Below are 15339 nucleotides of genomic sequence, written 5' to 3' on the forward strand. Positions count from 1 at the left end.
CTCCAAAGCGGTAGCGGTGATTACACGCCGCCGGCAGTGAGCTTTTCTGGATTGAGCAACTCTTCCAGTTGGCTACGCGACAGGTCGGTGTGTTCCAGGGCGACATCAATCACCGGACGGCCCTGCTGATACGCCTTCTTGGCGATCTCCGCGGCTTTTTGGTAACCGATTATCGGGTTGAGTGCCGTGACCAGAATCGGGTTGCGCGACAGCGCTTCCTTGAGCCGGGCCTCGTTGACCTTGAAGCTGGCGATGGCCTTGTCGCCCAGCAGACGGCTGGAGTTGGCCAGCAATTCGATGCTGCTCAGCAGGTTCTGGGCGATGATCGGCAGCATCACGTTCAATTCGAAGTTGCCCGACTGGCCGGCGATGGTGATCACCGTGTCATTGCCGATCACTTGAGCGGCAACCATCGCCGTGGCTTCCGGGATCACCGGGTTGACCTTGCCCGGCATGATCGAGGAGCCCGGCTGCAAGGCTTCGAGTTCGATTTCGCCGAGGCCGGCCAATGGCCCGGAGTTCATCCAGCGCAGGTCGTTGGCAATTTTCATCAGCGACACCGCGGTGGCCTTGAGCTGGCCAGACACGGCGACTGCCGTGTCCTGGGAGCCGATCAGCGCAAACAGGTCCTTGCCCGGCTGGAATTGCACCTGGGTCAATTTGCTCAATTGCTGGCTGAAACGCGCCGCGAACTGCGGATGTGCGTTGATTCCGGTGCCCACTGCCGTGCCGCCCTGCGCCAGGGATTGCAGACTCGGTAGCAAGTCTTGCAGGTGGCCGATGTTGGCCTTGAGCTGTTGCGCCCAGCCGTTGAGCACCTGGCTCATGCGCACCGGCATCGCATCCATCAGGTGCGTGCGCCCGGTTTTGACGTGGTGATGAACCTGCTCGGCCTTGTGTTCGATCACTTGCACCAGATGCACCAGCGCCGGCAGCAGTTGCTCATGCAAGGCCAGTGCGGCACTGACGTGAATGGTGGTCGGGATGATGTCGTTGCTGCTCTGGCCGCAGTTGACGTGATCGTTGGGGTTTACTGGCTCACCCAGCAATCGACTGGCCAGGGTGGCGATCACTTCATTGGCGTTCATGTTGGAGCTGGTGCCGGAACCGGTCTGGAAGATATCCACCGGAAAGTGCTGCATGAAATCGCCTTCGATCAGGCCTTGAGCGGCATCGACGATGGCTTTGCCCTGGGATTCGCTGATCTGCTTGAGCTCGACGTTGGCCCGGGCGGCAGCAGCCTTGGCCAGGATCAACGCGCGGACGAACTGCACCGGCATCGGTTTGCCGCTGATCGGGAAGTTATCCACTGCACGTTGGGTTTGCGCGCCGTAGAGGGCAGCCTCCGGGACTTGCAGCTCGCCCATGCTGTCGCGTTCGATACGAGTGTTACTCATCGGGAAATCCTTGCACCAGTTCTATGAGGGGAATCGAGGGCTGCAACTCGCAGGTCGCCAGTTGCCAGGTGTAGCTCTGCCAGCGCTTTAGGCGGCATTTGCACAAAGAGAGGCGTTCCAGCTCGCGCAATGGGCGCCAGGCCTGGTCGAGACACAAGGTGCGCCAGTGCCACGGCAGCGCGACATCGGCGGCGGTGTCGAGCAACAAACGGAAGGAGGTTTCAGAGATGGTCCAGGGTGAGGTGGCCGTGCAACAGGCCAGATACCGGCCTTCGGCCAGGTAATGTTCGATCAGGCGCGGTTCGTCGGGATCCATCGCGCAACGAATCTGGCGACTCATCCAGCGCCAGCTTTCGAGGTAAGGCTGCTCGTGCAAGGCAGAACTCATAATCCGGGCTCATTCGGTAATGAGATTTATTATTAGATGATAATGAGAACCAAAACAACCCCGCTATTGTTTGTCACCGTCTCTGTGGGAGCAAAGCTTGCTCCTACAGTTCGGCGTGTGAGGCACAAAAAAAGGCGCGCCATCCAATGGATGGCGCGCCTTTTGTGTAACGGGTTCGGGTCAGCTGCCCGCCACCGTCATCCGCTCGATCAACACCGAACCGGTGCGAATGTTGCTGCGCAGTTCCAGGTCATTCCCCACCGCCACAATCTGCTTGAACATGTCGCGCATGTTGCCGGCGATAGTCACTTCCTGGACCGCGAACTGGATTTCGCCGTTCTCGACCCAGAAACCCGCCGCACCACGGGAATAGTCACCGGTGACCATGTTCAAGCCCTGGCCCATCAATTCGGTGACCAGCAAGCCACGGCCCATGCGACGCAACAGCGCGGCCTGGTCTTCGTCGCCATGGGTGACGAACAGGTTGTGCACGCCGCCGGCGTTGGCGGTGCTTGGCATGCCCAGTTTACGACCGGAATAGGTGCCGAGGATGTACGACACCAAAACGCCATTTTCGACGAACGGTTTGGCATAGGTCGCCAGACCATCGCCATCGAACGCCGAGCTGCCCATCGCTTGCATCAAATGCGGACGCTCATCCAGGGTCAGCCATTCCGGGAACAGCTTCTGCCCCAGGGTGCCTTCGAGGAACGACGATTTGCGATACAGGCTGCCGCCGGACACCGCCGACAGGAAGCTGCCGAACAAACCACCGGCCAACTCCGCCGAAAACAGCACCGGCACTTCGCAGGTCGGCACCGGGCGGGCGCCCAGACGGCTCGCTGCCCGTTGCGCGGCACGCTGGCCGATGCTCACCGGGTCAGCCAGCAAGTTGCCTTGACGGTTCACGTCGTACCAGTAATCGCGCTGCATCTGGCCTTCGGCCTCGGCGATCATCACGCAACTCAGGCTGTGACGAGTCGATGCGTAGCCACCGATAAAGCCGTGGCTGTTGCCGTAGACGCGGCAGCCCTGATGCGTGCTGAGGGTGGTGCCGTCGGCGTTCTTGATCCGGCTGTCGGTGGCAAACGCCGCCGCTTCACAGCTCAGGGCCATCTCGATGGCTTGCTCGGGGGTGATGTCCCACTCGTGGAACAGGTCGAAATCCCGCAGATCCTTGGCCATCAGCGCGGCATCAGCCAAGCCGGAGGCTTCGTCTTCCGAGGTGTGTTTGGCAATGGCCAGTGCGGCAGCGACGGTTTCGCGAATCGCCTCCGGACCGCTGGCCGAGGTGCTGGCCGAGCCTTTGCGCTGGCCGACGTACAAGGTGATGCCAAAACCCTGATCGCGATTGAATTCGACGGTTTCGACTTCCCGCTGACGCACCGAAGTGGACAGGCCCTGCTCCAGCGACACCGCGACTTCACAGGCGCTGGCACCCTGGCGCTTGGCTTCAGCGATGATCTGCTCGACTTGCTCTTGCAGTGCCGGCAACGCTTGTGGGCCGACGCTTTCAACTGCACTCATGCTGTTCTCCACTCAAATTCTGCTTTCGGCTGGGGCCTTCGAGCGACCGGGCCGGACAAGCGGCCCCCGACTGGTTATCATGGCGGCGTTTCTTTGCGGACGGCCACCATGGTTGATTCTTACGACGACTCCCTCGATACGGGAGAAAAAAGCAAATCCCAGGTTAAACGCGAGCTGCATGCTCTGGTTGACCTCGGCGAACGCCTTACAACGCTCAAGCCTGACTTGCTGGCAAAACTGCCGTTGACCGACGCTATGCGCCGGGCCCTGGCCGATGCGCCCAAGCACACCGCGAATATCGCGCGTAAACGGCACCTGATGTTCATCGGCAAACTGATGCGCGATCAGGACACTGACGCCATTTTCAAGCTGCTCGATCAACTCGATGCCTCCACCCGGCAGTACAACGAACGTTTCCACGGCCTGGAACGCTGGCGCGATCGCTTGATCGCGGGCGACGATGCAGTCCTGGAGAAGTTCGTGCTCGACTACCCGGAGGCTGATCGTCAACAGTTGCGCTCCCTGATCCGTCAGGCCCAGCACGAACTGGCGACCAACAAGCCACCGGCATCGAGCCGTAAAGTCTTCAAGTACATCCGTGAGCTGGACGAGACTCAACGCGGTCTGCGTTAAATCTCAAATCGGGTGAGCCGCCACGCGGTTCACCCGAAGCTCCATCCATCAGGATCCTGTGCCACCCACAGTGATCGCATCGATTTTCAGCGTTGGCTGGCCGACACCCACCGGCACCGACTGCCCATCCTTCCCGCACGTCCCCACACCACTGTCCAGCGCCAGGTCGTTACCGACCATCGACACCTTGCTCATGGCTTCCGGGCCGTTGCCGATCAACGTCGCGCCTTTGACCGGGGCAGTAATCTTGCCGTCTTCGATCAGGTACGCCTCGCTGGTGGAGAACACGAACTTGCCACTGGTGATGTCCACCTGACCGCCGCCGAGGTTGGCGCAGTAGATGCCGCGCTTCACCGAGGCGATGATTTCTTCCGGGTCGCTTTGGCCGGCCAGCATGTAGGTGTTGGTCATCCGCGGCATCGGCAAGTGCGCGTAGGATTCGCGACGACCGTTACCGGTACGGGCCACGCCCATCAGGCGCGCGTTGAGCTTGTCCTGCATATAGCCTTTGAGCACGCCGTTTTCGATCAGCGTGGTGCACTCGGTCGGGGTGCCTTCGTCGTCGACGCTCAACGAGCCCCGGCGACCGGCGATCGTGCCGTCATCGACGATGGTGCACAGTTTGGAGGCAACCATCTCGCCCATACGCCCGCTGTAGGCCGAACTGCCTTTACGGTTGAAGTCGCCCTCCAGGCCATGACCGACCGCTTCGTGCAGCAGCACGCCGGACCAGCCCGAACCCAACACCACCGGCAATGTGCCGGCCGGCGCCGGAATCGCCTCCAGGTTCACCAACGCCTGACGCAACGCTTCACGGGCATAGCCCATCGCGCGGTCATCGCTGAGGAAATAACGGTAATCGGTACGACCGCCGCCGCCATGGCCGCCGCGTTCGCGGCGCCCGTTCTGCTCGACGATCACGCTGACGTTGAAGCGCACCAGCGGCCGCACATCCGCCGCCAGGCTGCCGTCGGTGGACGCGACGAGAATGCGCTCCCAAACCCCGGCCATGCTCACGGTGACTTGCTGGATACGTGGATCGAGGGCGCGAGTCGCGACGTCGATACGCTTGAGCAATTCGACTTTCTCGGCGCGGGTCATCACTTCCAACGGGTTGTCCGGCCCGTACAACTGGGCGACATCCTGGGTGGTGAACGCTTGCACGGTGCCGTTCTGCCCGGCGCGGGAGATCGAACGGGCCGCACGAGCCGCCGCGCCCAACGCTTCGAGGGTGATGGCATTGCTGTAGGCAAAACCGGTCTTCTCACCCGATTGCGCGCGCACGCCGACGCCCTGGTCGAGGTTGAAGCTGCCTTCCTTGACGATCCCGTCTTCCAGCGCCCAGGACTCGGAAATCTGGCCCTGGAAATACAGATCGGCAGCATCGATGCCCGGGCCGGCCAGATCGCCGAGCACACTTTGCAGACTCTCGATCGTCACGCCGCCGGGCGCTAACAGGTGGTCACTGACTGAGGACAACAACTCGCTCATATGCTTTACGCCTTAAATTCACGTTCTGAGGCAGGTCGCTGGGCGCCCTGCGAGAAAAAGCGCCGGTGACTGGACACCGGCATCCGCGCCCTGATGGACGCCTGTTCGCTGCTATCGCGTTCGGCCAGCAACACGGCCTCGCCTTGATCCTGTTGCGCCAGCACGCGACCCCACGGGTCGACGATGGCAGCATGCCCATACGTCTCTCGCGGCCCCGGATGGGTGCCACCCTGGGCGGCCGCGAGCACATAACACTGGGTCTCGATGGCCCGTGCGCGGATCAGCACATCCCAATGGGCCGCACCGGTCACGGCGGTAAAGGCCGATGGTGCGGTAATCAGCTCCGCACCGGCAGCACGCAATTCGCTGTACAACTCCGGGAAGCGCAGGTCATAACACACCGTCAGGCCGACTCGACCGACGGGCGTGTCCGCCACCACAACGCCACTGCCATAAGCATAGTCATCGGATTCACGGTAACGCCCGCGATTGTCCGCCACATCGACGTCGAACAGGTGCAGCTTGTCATACCGTGCAACGGTTTCGCCCTGGTCATCCACCAGCAGCGAGCAGGCATGCACCTTCGCCGTCGGCTGATCCACCGGCGGCAACGGCAACGTGCCGGCGACTATCCATAACTTGAGGGCGCGGGCGGTCTGTTTCAACCACGGCAGGATCGGGCCGTCGCCCATGGCTTCGGCGCGGCCGATATCGGCAATGTCGCGTCGGCCCATGGCGGCGAAGTTTTCCGGCAGCACCGCCAGCCGTGCGCCAGCGTTTGCCGCTTGTTCAAGCAGGCGCCTGGCCTGGGCCAGATTGGCCAGCACATCGTTCTGGCTGACCATTTGAATCACCGCTACAGACATGCCGCGCTCCTTCTTCGCTTTTTACAAGGGCAGACGGACCATGCTACTCCATAGCCCTGGTGTGTGCTTTTTCAAAAAAGAACTCAAAAAGGCTTGTCCAGGGTGATCTTCGGCTCTTTCCATGGCCCCTTGACGGTGTACTTGACGCTGGCGAAACGCGCCACACGGTCGCCAATCAGTTTGTCGATCAGGAACAGCGCACCACCAATGGCGGGTGCGCCGACAATCAACGCGGCAATCGGCAGGTTGTTGGTCAGAGGCAAAGTCACCAGCAACTTGGCATCGACCTGATCGCCGACCAAATCGAGGGTGCCGTTGAGCTCCAGATTGCTCGACGGGCCGGTCAACAGGATCGGCTCGCGGGTTACGTAAACGCCGTTGCTGGCCACCAGCAGGCCTTTGACCCGGTCGTAGCTCAAGCCTTTGCCGAACAGGTCGGAGAAGTCCAGGCGCAGGCGACGGCCGATGGAGTTGAAGTTGAGCAGGCCAAACACCCGCAACGCCTGGGCGCTGCCCTCGACTTCGACAAACTGGCCTTTATTCAGCGAAGCATCGAGGCTGCCGGAGAAACGCTTGGTGGCCAGCCACGCCGGCGAGCCGGGCCAGCGACCGTCGACATCCATATGAAACTCTTCACTGGTGACGCTCGGCGCAAAGCCCCAGCCCTTGAGCACATCGGCCAGGTTCTTGCCGCTGATCCGGCCCTTGTACCAACTGTTAGTCGCGCCCGGCGTGCCTTCCCAACCACCGCTGCCTTGCAACAGGATGCCCTTGAGGCCCATGTCCAGCGTATTGAGGGCGATGCCCTTGGCGGTCGGGCGGACTTTCAGCGACCAGGCGCCGACCAGGTCATTGCCCTGGAACAGCTGATTGATGGTGATATCCAGCGCCGGGATCTTGGTCGGATCCACGCCGACCAACGGGTCCGGCGAGTTTTCGTCGGCCAGCACGGTCGGATCCGGCGCCGGCAACCGCACGTATTGCAGATTGATCGCTATCGGCGCGGCTTTCGCATCGGGGATCGTCGCGCTGCCCCTGGCCTGCTGACTGTCGAGCTGCAAGGCCCAGGCCGACGGTTTGCGGTTCAACTGCACCGACACCTGATCGAGCGTCGGCCCGATGCCACTGAGCTTGCCGACCTTGAAGTCCGCGCCGCTGAGCAACTGCTTGGCGCTGCCGCCCGGGTCCTGGCCGGCGTACTTGTCCGCCAGCTCCTTCCACGGACCGACATCCAGCTCCGACAGCACGCCGCTGATGCGCAGACCCTTGGCGTTCGGCAACACGGCGGTGCCGTTGCCGAGGAACAATTCTCCGCGACCGTCGGCAAAATTACCGGGCGGTGCCGCAAAGGTGAAATTCGCCAGGTCGCCATAAGTGACACCGTAACGCCGCTCCGGCCCTTGCAGGGACATGCGGAACACCGTGTCACGGCCCACATCGGCGGCCATGCCGAACGGCGCCGGCAAATCGATGGCGACGCCTTTGAGATTGGAACTGACGACCAGTTGGCTGTCGGCGCCATTGAGGCTCAGTTGCAACTGGTAAGGAACGACACCGGACACGGGCAACGGCTGGGTCACGTTCAGCCAGTCGGTGAGTTTCTTCACCTCGACCTGGCCGGACGCCGCGACCCGGGTGTTGAGCTTGCCCGGGCTGCCATCGGCAAATATCTGCGCGCTCACCGGTTTGTCGAACGCCCGTGCGGTGATGTTCTGTCCGCTCAAGCCCTTGGTGCTGTCGAAACGGAAATCGCCCTTGAGCTGCGTCAGTTCCAGGGTCGGCTCGGCCAGTTTCAGCCGTGCCTTGGCGGTCTTGAAATCGACCAGGATTTTCGGCAGTTCGCCCTTGGCCAACGGGATATCCAGTTTGAGCTTGCCCTGCAGGTCGCCCTCGCCTTCCCAACCGGCGAAGGTGTCGGCGGTACCGATCGGGGCTTGCTGGAGAATCTTCAGGCCATCGCCCAAGCCGCCGGCAAACCCGCCGTCGAGGAACAGGTGGACGTTTTGCCCGGCCGGCACATGGGGGATATTGACGTAAATATCGCTGACCTGGGTGTCGAGCAACTGCCCCTTGCTGGCCAGAATCCGCACGCCGCTGTCTTCGATGAACACGTCGCCACTGACCTTGCTGACATGCGGCCAGCCCGGCTGGAACGCCAGTTCGGCGTCATGCACCTTGAAAAACAGGCTGATGCTGCGGGCGGTATCGGCGGCGCCATGGTTCAGCGAACCCTGGTACTGGAAGAAACCTTCGTCCACCGCGCCTTTGAGGATCGCCGTGCGCAGCCATTCGTCCAGCGCCGGGCTGAGCACCGTTGGCAGGTACTTGGCGGTGTATTTGCCGTCGCCGTCCACCAGGCCGACCCGCAGGTCCATGTAGTCTTCCTGGGTGCGGTCGAAATGCAGGCGGATCAGGAAGTCACCGGCAATCTTGCCCTCTTCGCCCAGCACTTTCAGGTACGGCGCGACGAGGGTGAAGCCGTCTTTATCGAGTTTCCAGGTCAGCCGGGCATTGGCCTGGATGTATTGCCATGGCTTGGCGAAAATCGGGTCCAGGTGCAGGGAAAAATCCTTGCTGTCCATGCGCAGCTCGCCGTGACCGAGGTCACCGCTGATGCTGCCGCTGACATTTCGCGCCGCCGGTGCGCCGTGATAGGCATCGAAGCCGACACGCTCCAGGTTGGCGGCGAAACCGAATTTGCTGTCGTCGGTGGCGTTGGGCCGAAAATCCATCAATACGTTACGCAGGGCACCGGTGACCTTGAGCTTCTCGACGGCGGTGGCCACGCCTTCCGGCAACGGCCCCAGCGCATTGAGCAGCGGCGTCAGCGGGGTCAGGTCGAGACGGTCGGCTTGCAGGTGCCAGAGCTCATCGGTCTTGTCCGTGGCAACGCTTTGCTTGAGTTGCAGATGAGTTTCCCAGCGCGTGTCGCCAAAGTTCATCGACAAGGAATCAAGGGTCACCAAGGCGCCTTCGTCACTGCGCTGGAAGTAGCCGTTGAGGGCAAAATTGTTGATCTGGATTGGCTTGCGCTCGGCGTAGGCGCCCTTCAATTGCGGGGCATTGAGGCGAATTGCTGCGCTTTGCACAGCGCCTTTCCCCCAGCTCAGCCAGAGCTCGCCGCCCGCCTTGATCTCGGAGAAATTCCACTGCCGGGTCAGGCGCCCGGGCAACCATTTCGACCAGTCGCTTTGCGGCAGGCTCAGGTAAGCCTGCGCCTCGCCATCCTTCCATGCATTGGCGCGCACACGGGTGCGCAGGCTCATGGCCACAGGCTGGCCATCGGGCAGGGTCAGGCGCGCGTCGAGTCGCTGGCGGGAGGCACCGGTTTGCAGATTCAAGCCGACGTAAGTCAAGGTCAGCGGCGCATGGTCCAGCGGCTGCAAGGTGATCTGGCTGTCGAGCACCGACAGCTGTTCGACCATCTGCATGCGATTGAGCAACTGTGCAGGATCCATCGGCTGGTCTTGCTGCACCGGCAAACCTTCCAGCGCCCACTGGCCGTCCGCGCCTTCCTTGAGGCTGACCTTCAGGCCATTGAGTTCCAGATGTGCAATGCGCACTTCGCGAGCCAACAGGCTGGCCCAGAGATCCGGAACCGCACGCACGTTATCCAGGCGCAGGGCATTGGTGCCCGCGCCGACCATTACGTCATGCGCCAGCAGGATCGGCGCAAAACCGCTCCAGCTGCCTTCCAGCTTGCCGATTTGCAGCGGCATGCCCAGCGCATCAGTGCCTTTGCTCTCGATGTCGGTGCGGTATTCGGCCACCAGCGGCGCCAGCTCCCGGCCGAGGCTGACGTACAACGCCATCAGCACCAGAGCCAACGCACACAGGCCCAGTCCCCAGCGGGTCAGTGCGGCCAAAATGCGTGTCAGACGGTCCATGTCAGGTGGCTCCCATGGCAAAAATACTGCAAAAAGCTGAGGCCAGCCGTTCTAGTCGCGGTGAAACCTGGAGATTCAGAGCAGCACCACGTCGTATTGTTCCTGGGAATACATGGTTTCGACCTGGAACCGAATGGTGCGGCCGATAAACCCTTCCAGCTCGGCGACGTTGCCCGACTCTTCATCGAGCAAGCGATCCACCACTTTTTGATTCGCCAATACACGATAGCCTTCGGCCTGATAGGCGCGGGCTTCGCGCAGGATTTCGCGGAAAATTTCGTAGCAGACCGTTTCCGGTGTCTTCAGTTTGCCGCGGCCCTGGCAACTGCTGCACGGTTCGCACAACACCTGTTCGAGGCTTTCGCGGGTGCGCTTGCGGGTCATCTGCACCAGGCCCAACTCGGTGATGCCGATGATGTTGGTCTTGGCGTGATCGCGCTCCAGTTGCTTCTCGAGCGTGCGCAGCACCTGGCGCTGGTGCTCTTCATCTTCCATGTCGATGAAGTCGATGATGATGATCCCGCCGAGGTTGCGCAGGCGCAGTTGGCGAGCGATGGCGGTGGCCGCTTCGAGGTTGGTCTTGAAGATGGTTTCTTCGAGATTGCGATGGCCGACGAACGCCCCGGTGTTGACGTCGATGGTGCTCATGGCTTCCGCCGGGTCGACCACCAGATAGCCGCCGGACTTGAGCGGCACTTTGCGTTCCAGGGCTTTCTGGATTTCGTCTTCGACGCCGTACAAATCGAAAATCGGCCGCTCGCCCGGATAATGCTCGAGCCGGTCAGCAATCTCGGGCATCAGTTCGGCGACGAATTGTGTGGTTTTCTGGAAGGTTTCCCGGGAGTCGATCCGGATCTTTTCGATCTTCGGGCTCACCAGGTCACGCAAGGTGCGCAGCGCCAGGCCGAGGTCTTCGTAGATCACGCTCGGGGCGCCGATGGTTTTGATCTGGGCGTTGATCTGGTCCCACAGCCGGCGCAGGTAGCGGATGTCCATGAGGATTTCATCGGCGCCAGCGCCTTCGGCAGCAGTGCGCAGGATGAAACCGCCGGCTTCCTTGATACCTTCTTTGGCCACGCAATCGGTGACCACTTGCTTGAGGCGTTCGCGCTCGGCTTCGTCTTCGATCTTCAGGGAAATGCCGACGTGGGCCGTGCGCGGCATGTACACCAGATAGCGCGACGGGATCGACAGTTGCGTGGTCAGGCGCGCGCCCTTGGAACCGATCGGGTCCTTGGTGACTTGCACCACCAGGCTCTGGCCTTCGTGCACCAGGCTGCTGATGCTTTCTACCGCCGGGCCTTCGCGCAGGGAGATTTCCGAGGCGTGAATGAAGGCGGCGCGGTCCAGGCCGATGTCGACGAAGGCCGCCTGCATGCCCGGCAGAACCCGCACGACCTTGCCTTTATAGATGTTGCCGACGATCCCGCGCTTTTGCGTGCGTTCGACATGAACCTCTTGCAGAACACCGTTTTCGACCACCGCCACGCGCGATTCCATCGGCGTGATGTTGATCAGAATCTCTTCACTCATGGCAGGGTCTCGTTCAGGCATGTTCACGAAAATGGCCGCATCTAGTCAGTACGACGCTTAGCGCGCGTTTAGGGTTTGCCAACAGGGTATGCCGAAATGGCCGAGGAGTTCTGCGGTTTCGCACAACGGCAATCCGACCACCGCCGAATAGCTGCCATCGAGCCCGGCGACAAACACCGCGCCCAGTCCTTGAATGCCATAGCCTCCCGCCTTGTCCCGGGGTTCGCCGCTGGCCCAGTAGGCCGCTGCTTCCTCGCGGCTGATGTCGCGAAACCGCACAAGGCTGCGCACTACCCGGGATTCGCAACGCTCACCATCGAGCACGGCAATCGCCGTCAGCACTTCGTGTTCATGCCCCGCCAACATCATAAGCATGGCGCAAGCATCGGCTTCGTCCACCGGCTTGCCGAGAATTTTCCCGTCCAGTACCACGGCGGTGTCCGCGCCCAATACGCAGAACGCCGCATCGGACACGACCGTGCGCCGCCCGGCCTCGGCCTTGCCGCGCGCCAGGCGCTCGACATAGGCCGATGGGGTTTCGTGACTTAAAGGGGTTTCATCGATGTCCGCGCTGATGGCGGAGAACGGCACGCCGATCTGCGTGAGCAGTTCACGCCGACGCGGCGAGCCTGAGGCGAGGTAAAGCAATTTCATCCAGACATCTCCCTTGTCGAGGTGCGGGCAAATGCCTGACCGAATTAATTGATTTTGTAACGCCGACGCAGTCCACGCAAACCGAAGCTGATCCACGGCCAGAGCAGCGCACTCACCAGTGCCGGAAGTACCAGCGCCAATGTTGGCTGACGGTTACCGGTCAAGGCGCTGAGCCACAATTGGACCAGTTGGGCGAGGCCGAAGATCACCAGGATCACCAGGCACTGCTGCCACATCGGGAACATGCGCAGCCGTTGTTGCAGCGACAGCACGAGAAAGGTGATGAGCGTCAGGATCAATGCATTCTGGCCCAGCAAGGTGCCGTAGAGCACGTCTTCAGCCAGCCCCAGGCAAAACGCGGTGACCATGCCGACCTTTTGCGGCAAGGCCAGCGCCCAGAACGCCAGCAGCAAAGCCAGCCACAGGGGACGCAGGATTTCCATGAACTGCGGCAGCGGCGAAACGCTGAGCAGCAGGCCGATGGCGAAGGTCAACCAGACGATCCAGCCGTTTCGCGATGAAGTAGCACCCGGCATTATTCGCGTCCCCCAGTGGTGGCCGGTGCAGAGACAGGCGGTTTGGCAGCAGGTTTCGGCGCAGTCGGCTTGGCGACAGGCTTGGCCGGACGGGTGCTGGCCGGCGTCGTTGCAGCAGGCGTTGTGACCGCTGGCGTGGTCGCTGGCGCAGCAACGGCCGGAGCTGGCACCACCGCAGGAATCGGTTTCGGCACAGTGGCCGGAATGATCGGGCCGCCGCCGTGCTGGTCCAGCGCTTCCTGGGCCTGGGCGGCTTCGTTGGCGCGTTCTTCGGCGGTGCGGCCATCGCTGAATACCAGCAACAGATAACGACTGCGGTTCAAGGCCGCGGTCGGCACAGCACGGACGATGGCAAACGGCTGGCCGGAATCGTGAATCACTTCCTTGACCGTCGCCACCGGGTAGCCCGCAGGGAACCGCTGGCCGAGGCCGGAGCTGACCAGCAGATCGCCTTCTTTAATGTCGGCGGTGTCGGCCACATGACGCAATTCCAGGCGTTCCGGGTTGCCGGTGCCGCTGGCAATCGCGCGCAGACCGTTGCGGTTCACTTGCACGGGAATGCTGTGGGTCGTGTCGGTCAACAACAGCACACGGGAGGTGTATGGCATCAACTCCACCACCTGGCCCATCAAGCCACGAGCATCGAGCACCGGCTGGCCGAGGATCACACCGTCGCGCTCACCTTTATTGATGATGATGCGATGGGTGAAGGGGTTGGGGTCCATGCCGATCAACTCGGCCACTTCGACCTTCTCGTTGACCAGCGCGGAGGAATTGAGCAACTCGCGCAGCCGAACGTTCTGCTCGGTGAGGGCGGCAAGCTTTTGCATGCGGCCCTGCAACAGCAGGTTTTCGGTCTTGAGTTTTTCGTTTTCGGCGACGAGTTCGGTACGGCTGCCAAACTGGCTGGCCACACCTTGCCATAGCCGCTGCGGCAGGTCGGTGATCCAGTAAGACTGCATCAGCACCAGCGACATCTGGCTACGCACTGGCTTGAGCAGTGTGAAGCGGGCATCGACCACCATCAGCGCGATCGAAAGCACGACCAGCACCAACAAGCGCACGCCCAGTGAGGGACCTTTAGAGAAAAGCGGTTTAATAAGCCGCTCCTCCCAGGCAAATGTTCTCTTTACTCATACGGCATCAAACCGGCCTGGATGCAGACGACAGAAGATAAACGCGAACAGGCAGCACTGCAAAGTGCTGCCTGCGCGCTCAACAGCATAGAGGCAATCCGGCGACTTATTCGCTGGAGAGCAGGTCCATGGTGTGTTTATCCATCATTTCCAGGGCACGGCCACCGCCACGAGCAACGCAGGTCAGCGGATCTTCGGCAACGATCACCGGCAGACCGGTTTCCTGGGCCAGCAACTTGTCGAGGTCACGCAGCAAGGCGCCACCACCGGTCAGCACCAGGCCTCGCTCGGCGATATCGGACGCCAGTTCCGGCGGCGATTGCTCCAGGGCACTTTTCACAGCCTGAACGATGGTGGCCAGGGACTCTTGCAGAGCTTCCAGCACTTCATTGGAGTTCAGGGTGAATGCGCGTGGTACGCCTTCAGCCAGGTTACGGCCACGAACGTCGACTTCACGAACTTCGCCGCCCGGGTAGGCAGTACCGATTTCCTGCTTGATGCGTTCGGCGGTGGATTCGCCGATCAGGCTGCCGTAGTTGCGACGCACGTAAGTGATGATCGCTTCATCGAAGCGGTCGCCGCCAACCCGTACGGATTCGGCGTAAACCACACCGTTCAGGGAGATCAGCGCGATTTCAGTGGTACCGCCACCGATATCGACAACCATCGAACCGCGTGCTTCTTCAACCGGCAGGCCGGCACCGATCGCTGCAGCCATCGGCTCTTCGATCAGGAACACTTCACGGGCACCGGCACCAAGGGCCGATTCACGGATGGCACGACGCTCAACCTGGGTCGATTTGCAAGGAACGCAGATCAGCACACGAGGGCTAGGCTGCAGGAAGCTGTTTTCGTGAACCTTGTTGATAAAGTACTGCAGCATCTTTTCGCAAACGCTGAAGTCGGCAATGACGCCGTCTTTCATCGGACGAATGGCAGCAATGTTGCCCGGCGTACGGCCAAGCATACGCTTGGCTTCGGTGCCGACAGCGACGACACTTTTCTGGTTACCGTGTGTCCGAATAGCCACAACGGAGGGCTCATTCAGGACGATTCCGCGCTCGCGCACGTAAATAAGGGTGTTGGCAGTGCCCAGGTCAATGGAAAGATCGCTGGAAAACATGCCACGCAGTTTCTTGAACATGGGAAAGGGACCCTAGGCAACGCGTGGGTAAAAAAGTGCGGCAAACTCTAACAACGACAGGGATTTTGGGCAAGGCGCCAATATGTTAAATTGGCCGCTTTTCTGTGCACCAACCCCCACAATCGCGGCCTTATGACCGTAGAAATG

The 15339-nt window shown here is 61.4% G+C and carries 12 protein-coding genes; 1 reads left to right on the plus strand and 11 read right to left on the minus strand.

Features of this window, described 5'->3' with window-relative positions; genetic code table 11:
* Window positions 1-20: 20 nt before the first annotated feature.
* The 3 genes from HKK53_RS15865 to pmbA all read right to left on the minus strand — a co-directional run bounded on the left by HKK53_RS15865 (window position 21) and on the right by pmbA (window position 3312).
* Window positions 21-1397, minus strand: coding sequence for a class II fumarate hydratase (locus HKK53_RS15865; RefSeq protein ID WP_169371604.1), 1377 nt, complete (start codon window positions 1395-1397; stop codon window positions 21-23).
* Window positions 1390-1785: a FagA protein gene (locus HKK53_RS15870; protein WP_169371605.1), complete on the minus strand. Its 396-nt coding sequence runs from the start codon at window positions 1783-1785 to the stop codon at window positions 1390-1392. Before HKK53_RS15870 ends, HKK53_RS15865 begins: the two co-directional genes overlap by 8 nt.
* Before the next feature lie 180 nt (window positions 1786-1965).
* Entirely contained in the window at window positions 1966-3312 is a 1347-nt protein-coding gene (gene pmbA, locus HKK53_RS15875) for a metalloprotease PmbA (protein WP_169371606.1), read from the minus strand.
* A gap of 108 nt (window positions 3313-3420) precedes the next feature.
* On the opposite strand from pmbA, the gene yjgA reads away from it, so the two are divergent.
* Window positions 3421-3945 (plus strand): ribosome biogenesis factor YjgA, encoded by a 525-nt coding sequence (gene yjgA, locus HKK53_RS15880; RefSeq protein ID WP_133838533.1) that lies wholly within the window; start codon window positions 3421-3423, stop codon window positions 3943-3945.
* Between the two features lie 48 nt (window positions 3946-3993).
* Here yjgA and tldD read toward each other — a convergent pair whose 3' ends face one another.
* From tldD to mreB, 8 genes are all read right to left on the minus strand, one after another.
* Window positions 3994-5436 carry a metalloprotease TldD gene (gene tldD, locus HKK53_RS15885; protein ID WP_169371607.1) on the minus strand — a complete coding sequence of 481 codons (1443 nt, stop codon included), beginning with the start codon at window positions 5434-5436 and terminating at the stop codon, window positions 3994-3996.
* A 5-nt stretch (window positions 5437-5441) separates the two neighbouring features.
* Entirely contained in the window at window positions 5442-6302 is an 861-nt protein-coding gene (locus HKK53_RS15890; protein ID WP_169371608.1) for a carbon-nitrogen hydrolase family protein, read from the minus strand.
* An 83-nt stretch (window positions 6303-6385) separates the two neighbouring features.
* Window positions 6386-10189 carry a YhdP family protein gene (locus tag HKK53_RS15895; protein WP_169371609.1) on the minus strand — a complete coding sequence of 1268 codons (3804 nt, stop codon included), beginning with the start codon at window positions 10187-10189 and terminating at the stop codon, window positions 6386-6388.
* Between the two features lie 75 nt (window positions 10190-10264).
* The gene (gene rng, locus HKK53_RS15900; RefSeq protein WP_123516354.1) at window positions 10265-11722 is read right to left on the minus strand and encodes a ribonuclease G; all 1458 of its coding nucleotides are present in this window, start codon (window positions 11720-11722) and stop codon (window positions 10265-10267) included.
* A 57-nt stretch (window positions 11723-11779) separates the two neighbouring features.
* A complete protein-coding gene (locus HKK53_RS15905) occupies window positions 11780-12376 on the minus strand; it encodes a Maf family protein (RefSeq protein ID WP_169371610.1) in 597 nt (198 codons plus the stop codon).
* 44 nt (window positions 12377-12420) lie between these two features.
* Window positions 12421-12912, minus strand: a complete 492-nt coding sequence (gene mreD / locus HKK53_RS15910; protein WP_169371611.1) for a rod shape-determining protein MreD — start codon at window positions 12910-12912, stop codon at window positions 12421-12423.
* Window positions 12912-14012, minus strand: a complete 1101-nt coding sequence (gene mreC, locus HKK53_RS15915; RefSeq protein WP_169374249.1) for a rod shape-determining protein MreC — start codon at window positions 14010-14012, stop codon at window positions 12912-12914. Before mreC ends, mreD begins: the two co-directional genes overlap by 1 nt.
* 142 nt (window positions 14013-14154) lie before the next feature.
* Window positions 14155-15192, minus strand: a complete 1038-nt coding sequence (mreB, locus tag HKK53_RS15920; protein ID WP_002555108.1) for a rod shape-determining protein MreB — start codon at window positions 15190-15192, stop codon at window positions 14155-14157.
* Between the last annotated feature and the right edge of the window lie 147 nt (window positions 15193-15339).

Origin of the sequence: Pseudomonas sp. ADAK7 (assembly GCF_012935675.1) — a bacterium.
In the GTDB taxonomy this organism is placed as follows: Bacteria; Pseudomonadota; Gammaproteobacteria; order Pseudomonadales; family Pseudomonadaceae; genus Aquipseudomonas.

What these genes read in the sequence shown, in the direction of transcription:
- HKK53_RS15865 (WP_169371604.1), bottom strand. Translation starts at nt 1,397, where the DNA reads ATGAGTAACACTCGTATCGAACGCGACAGCATGGGCGAGCTGCAAGTC.
- HKK53_RS15870 (WP_169371605.1), bottom strand. Translation starts at nt 1,785, where the DNA reads ATGAGTTCTGCCTTGCACGAGCAGCCTTACCTCGAAAGCTGGCGCTGG.
- pmbA (WP_169371606.1), bottom strand. Translation starts at nt 3,312, where the DNA reads ATGAGTGCAGTTGAAAGCGTCGGCCCACAAGCGTTGCCGGCACTGCAA.
- yjgA (WP_133838533.1), top strand. Translation starts at nt 3,421, where the DNA reads ATGGTTGATTCTTACGACGACTCCCTCGATACGGGAGAAAAAAGCAAA.
- tldD (WP_169371607.1), bottom strand. Translation starts at nt 5,436, where the DNA reads ATGAGCGAGTTGTTGTCCTCAGTCAGTGACCACCTGTTAGCGCCCGGC.
- HKK53_RS15890 (WP_169371608.1), bottom strand. Translation starts at nt 6,302, where the DNA reads ATGTCTGTAGCGGTGATTCAAATGGTCAGCCAGAACGATGTGCTGGCC.
- HKK53_RS15895 (WP_169371609.1), bottom strand. Translation starts at nt 10,189, where the DNA reads ATGGACCGTCTGACACGCATTTTGGCCGCACTGACCCGCTGGGGACTG.
- rng (WP_123516354.1), bottom strand. Translation starts at nt 11,722, where the DNA reads ATGAGTGAAGAGATTCTGATCAACATCACGCCGATGGAATCGCGCGTG.
- HKK53_RS15905 (WP_169371610.1), bottom strand. Translation starts at nt 12,376, where the DNA reads ATGAAATTGCTTTACCTCGCCTCAGGCTCGCCGCGTCGGCGTGAACTG.
- mreD (WP_169371611.1), bottom strand. Translation starts at nt 12,912, where the DNA reads ATGCCGGGTGCTACTTCATCGCGAAACGGCTGGATCGTCTGGTTGACC.
- mreB (WP_002555108.1), bottom strand. Translation starts at nt 15,192, where the DNA reads ATGTTCAAGAAACTGCGTGGCATGTTTTCCAGCGATCTTTCCATTGAC.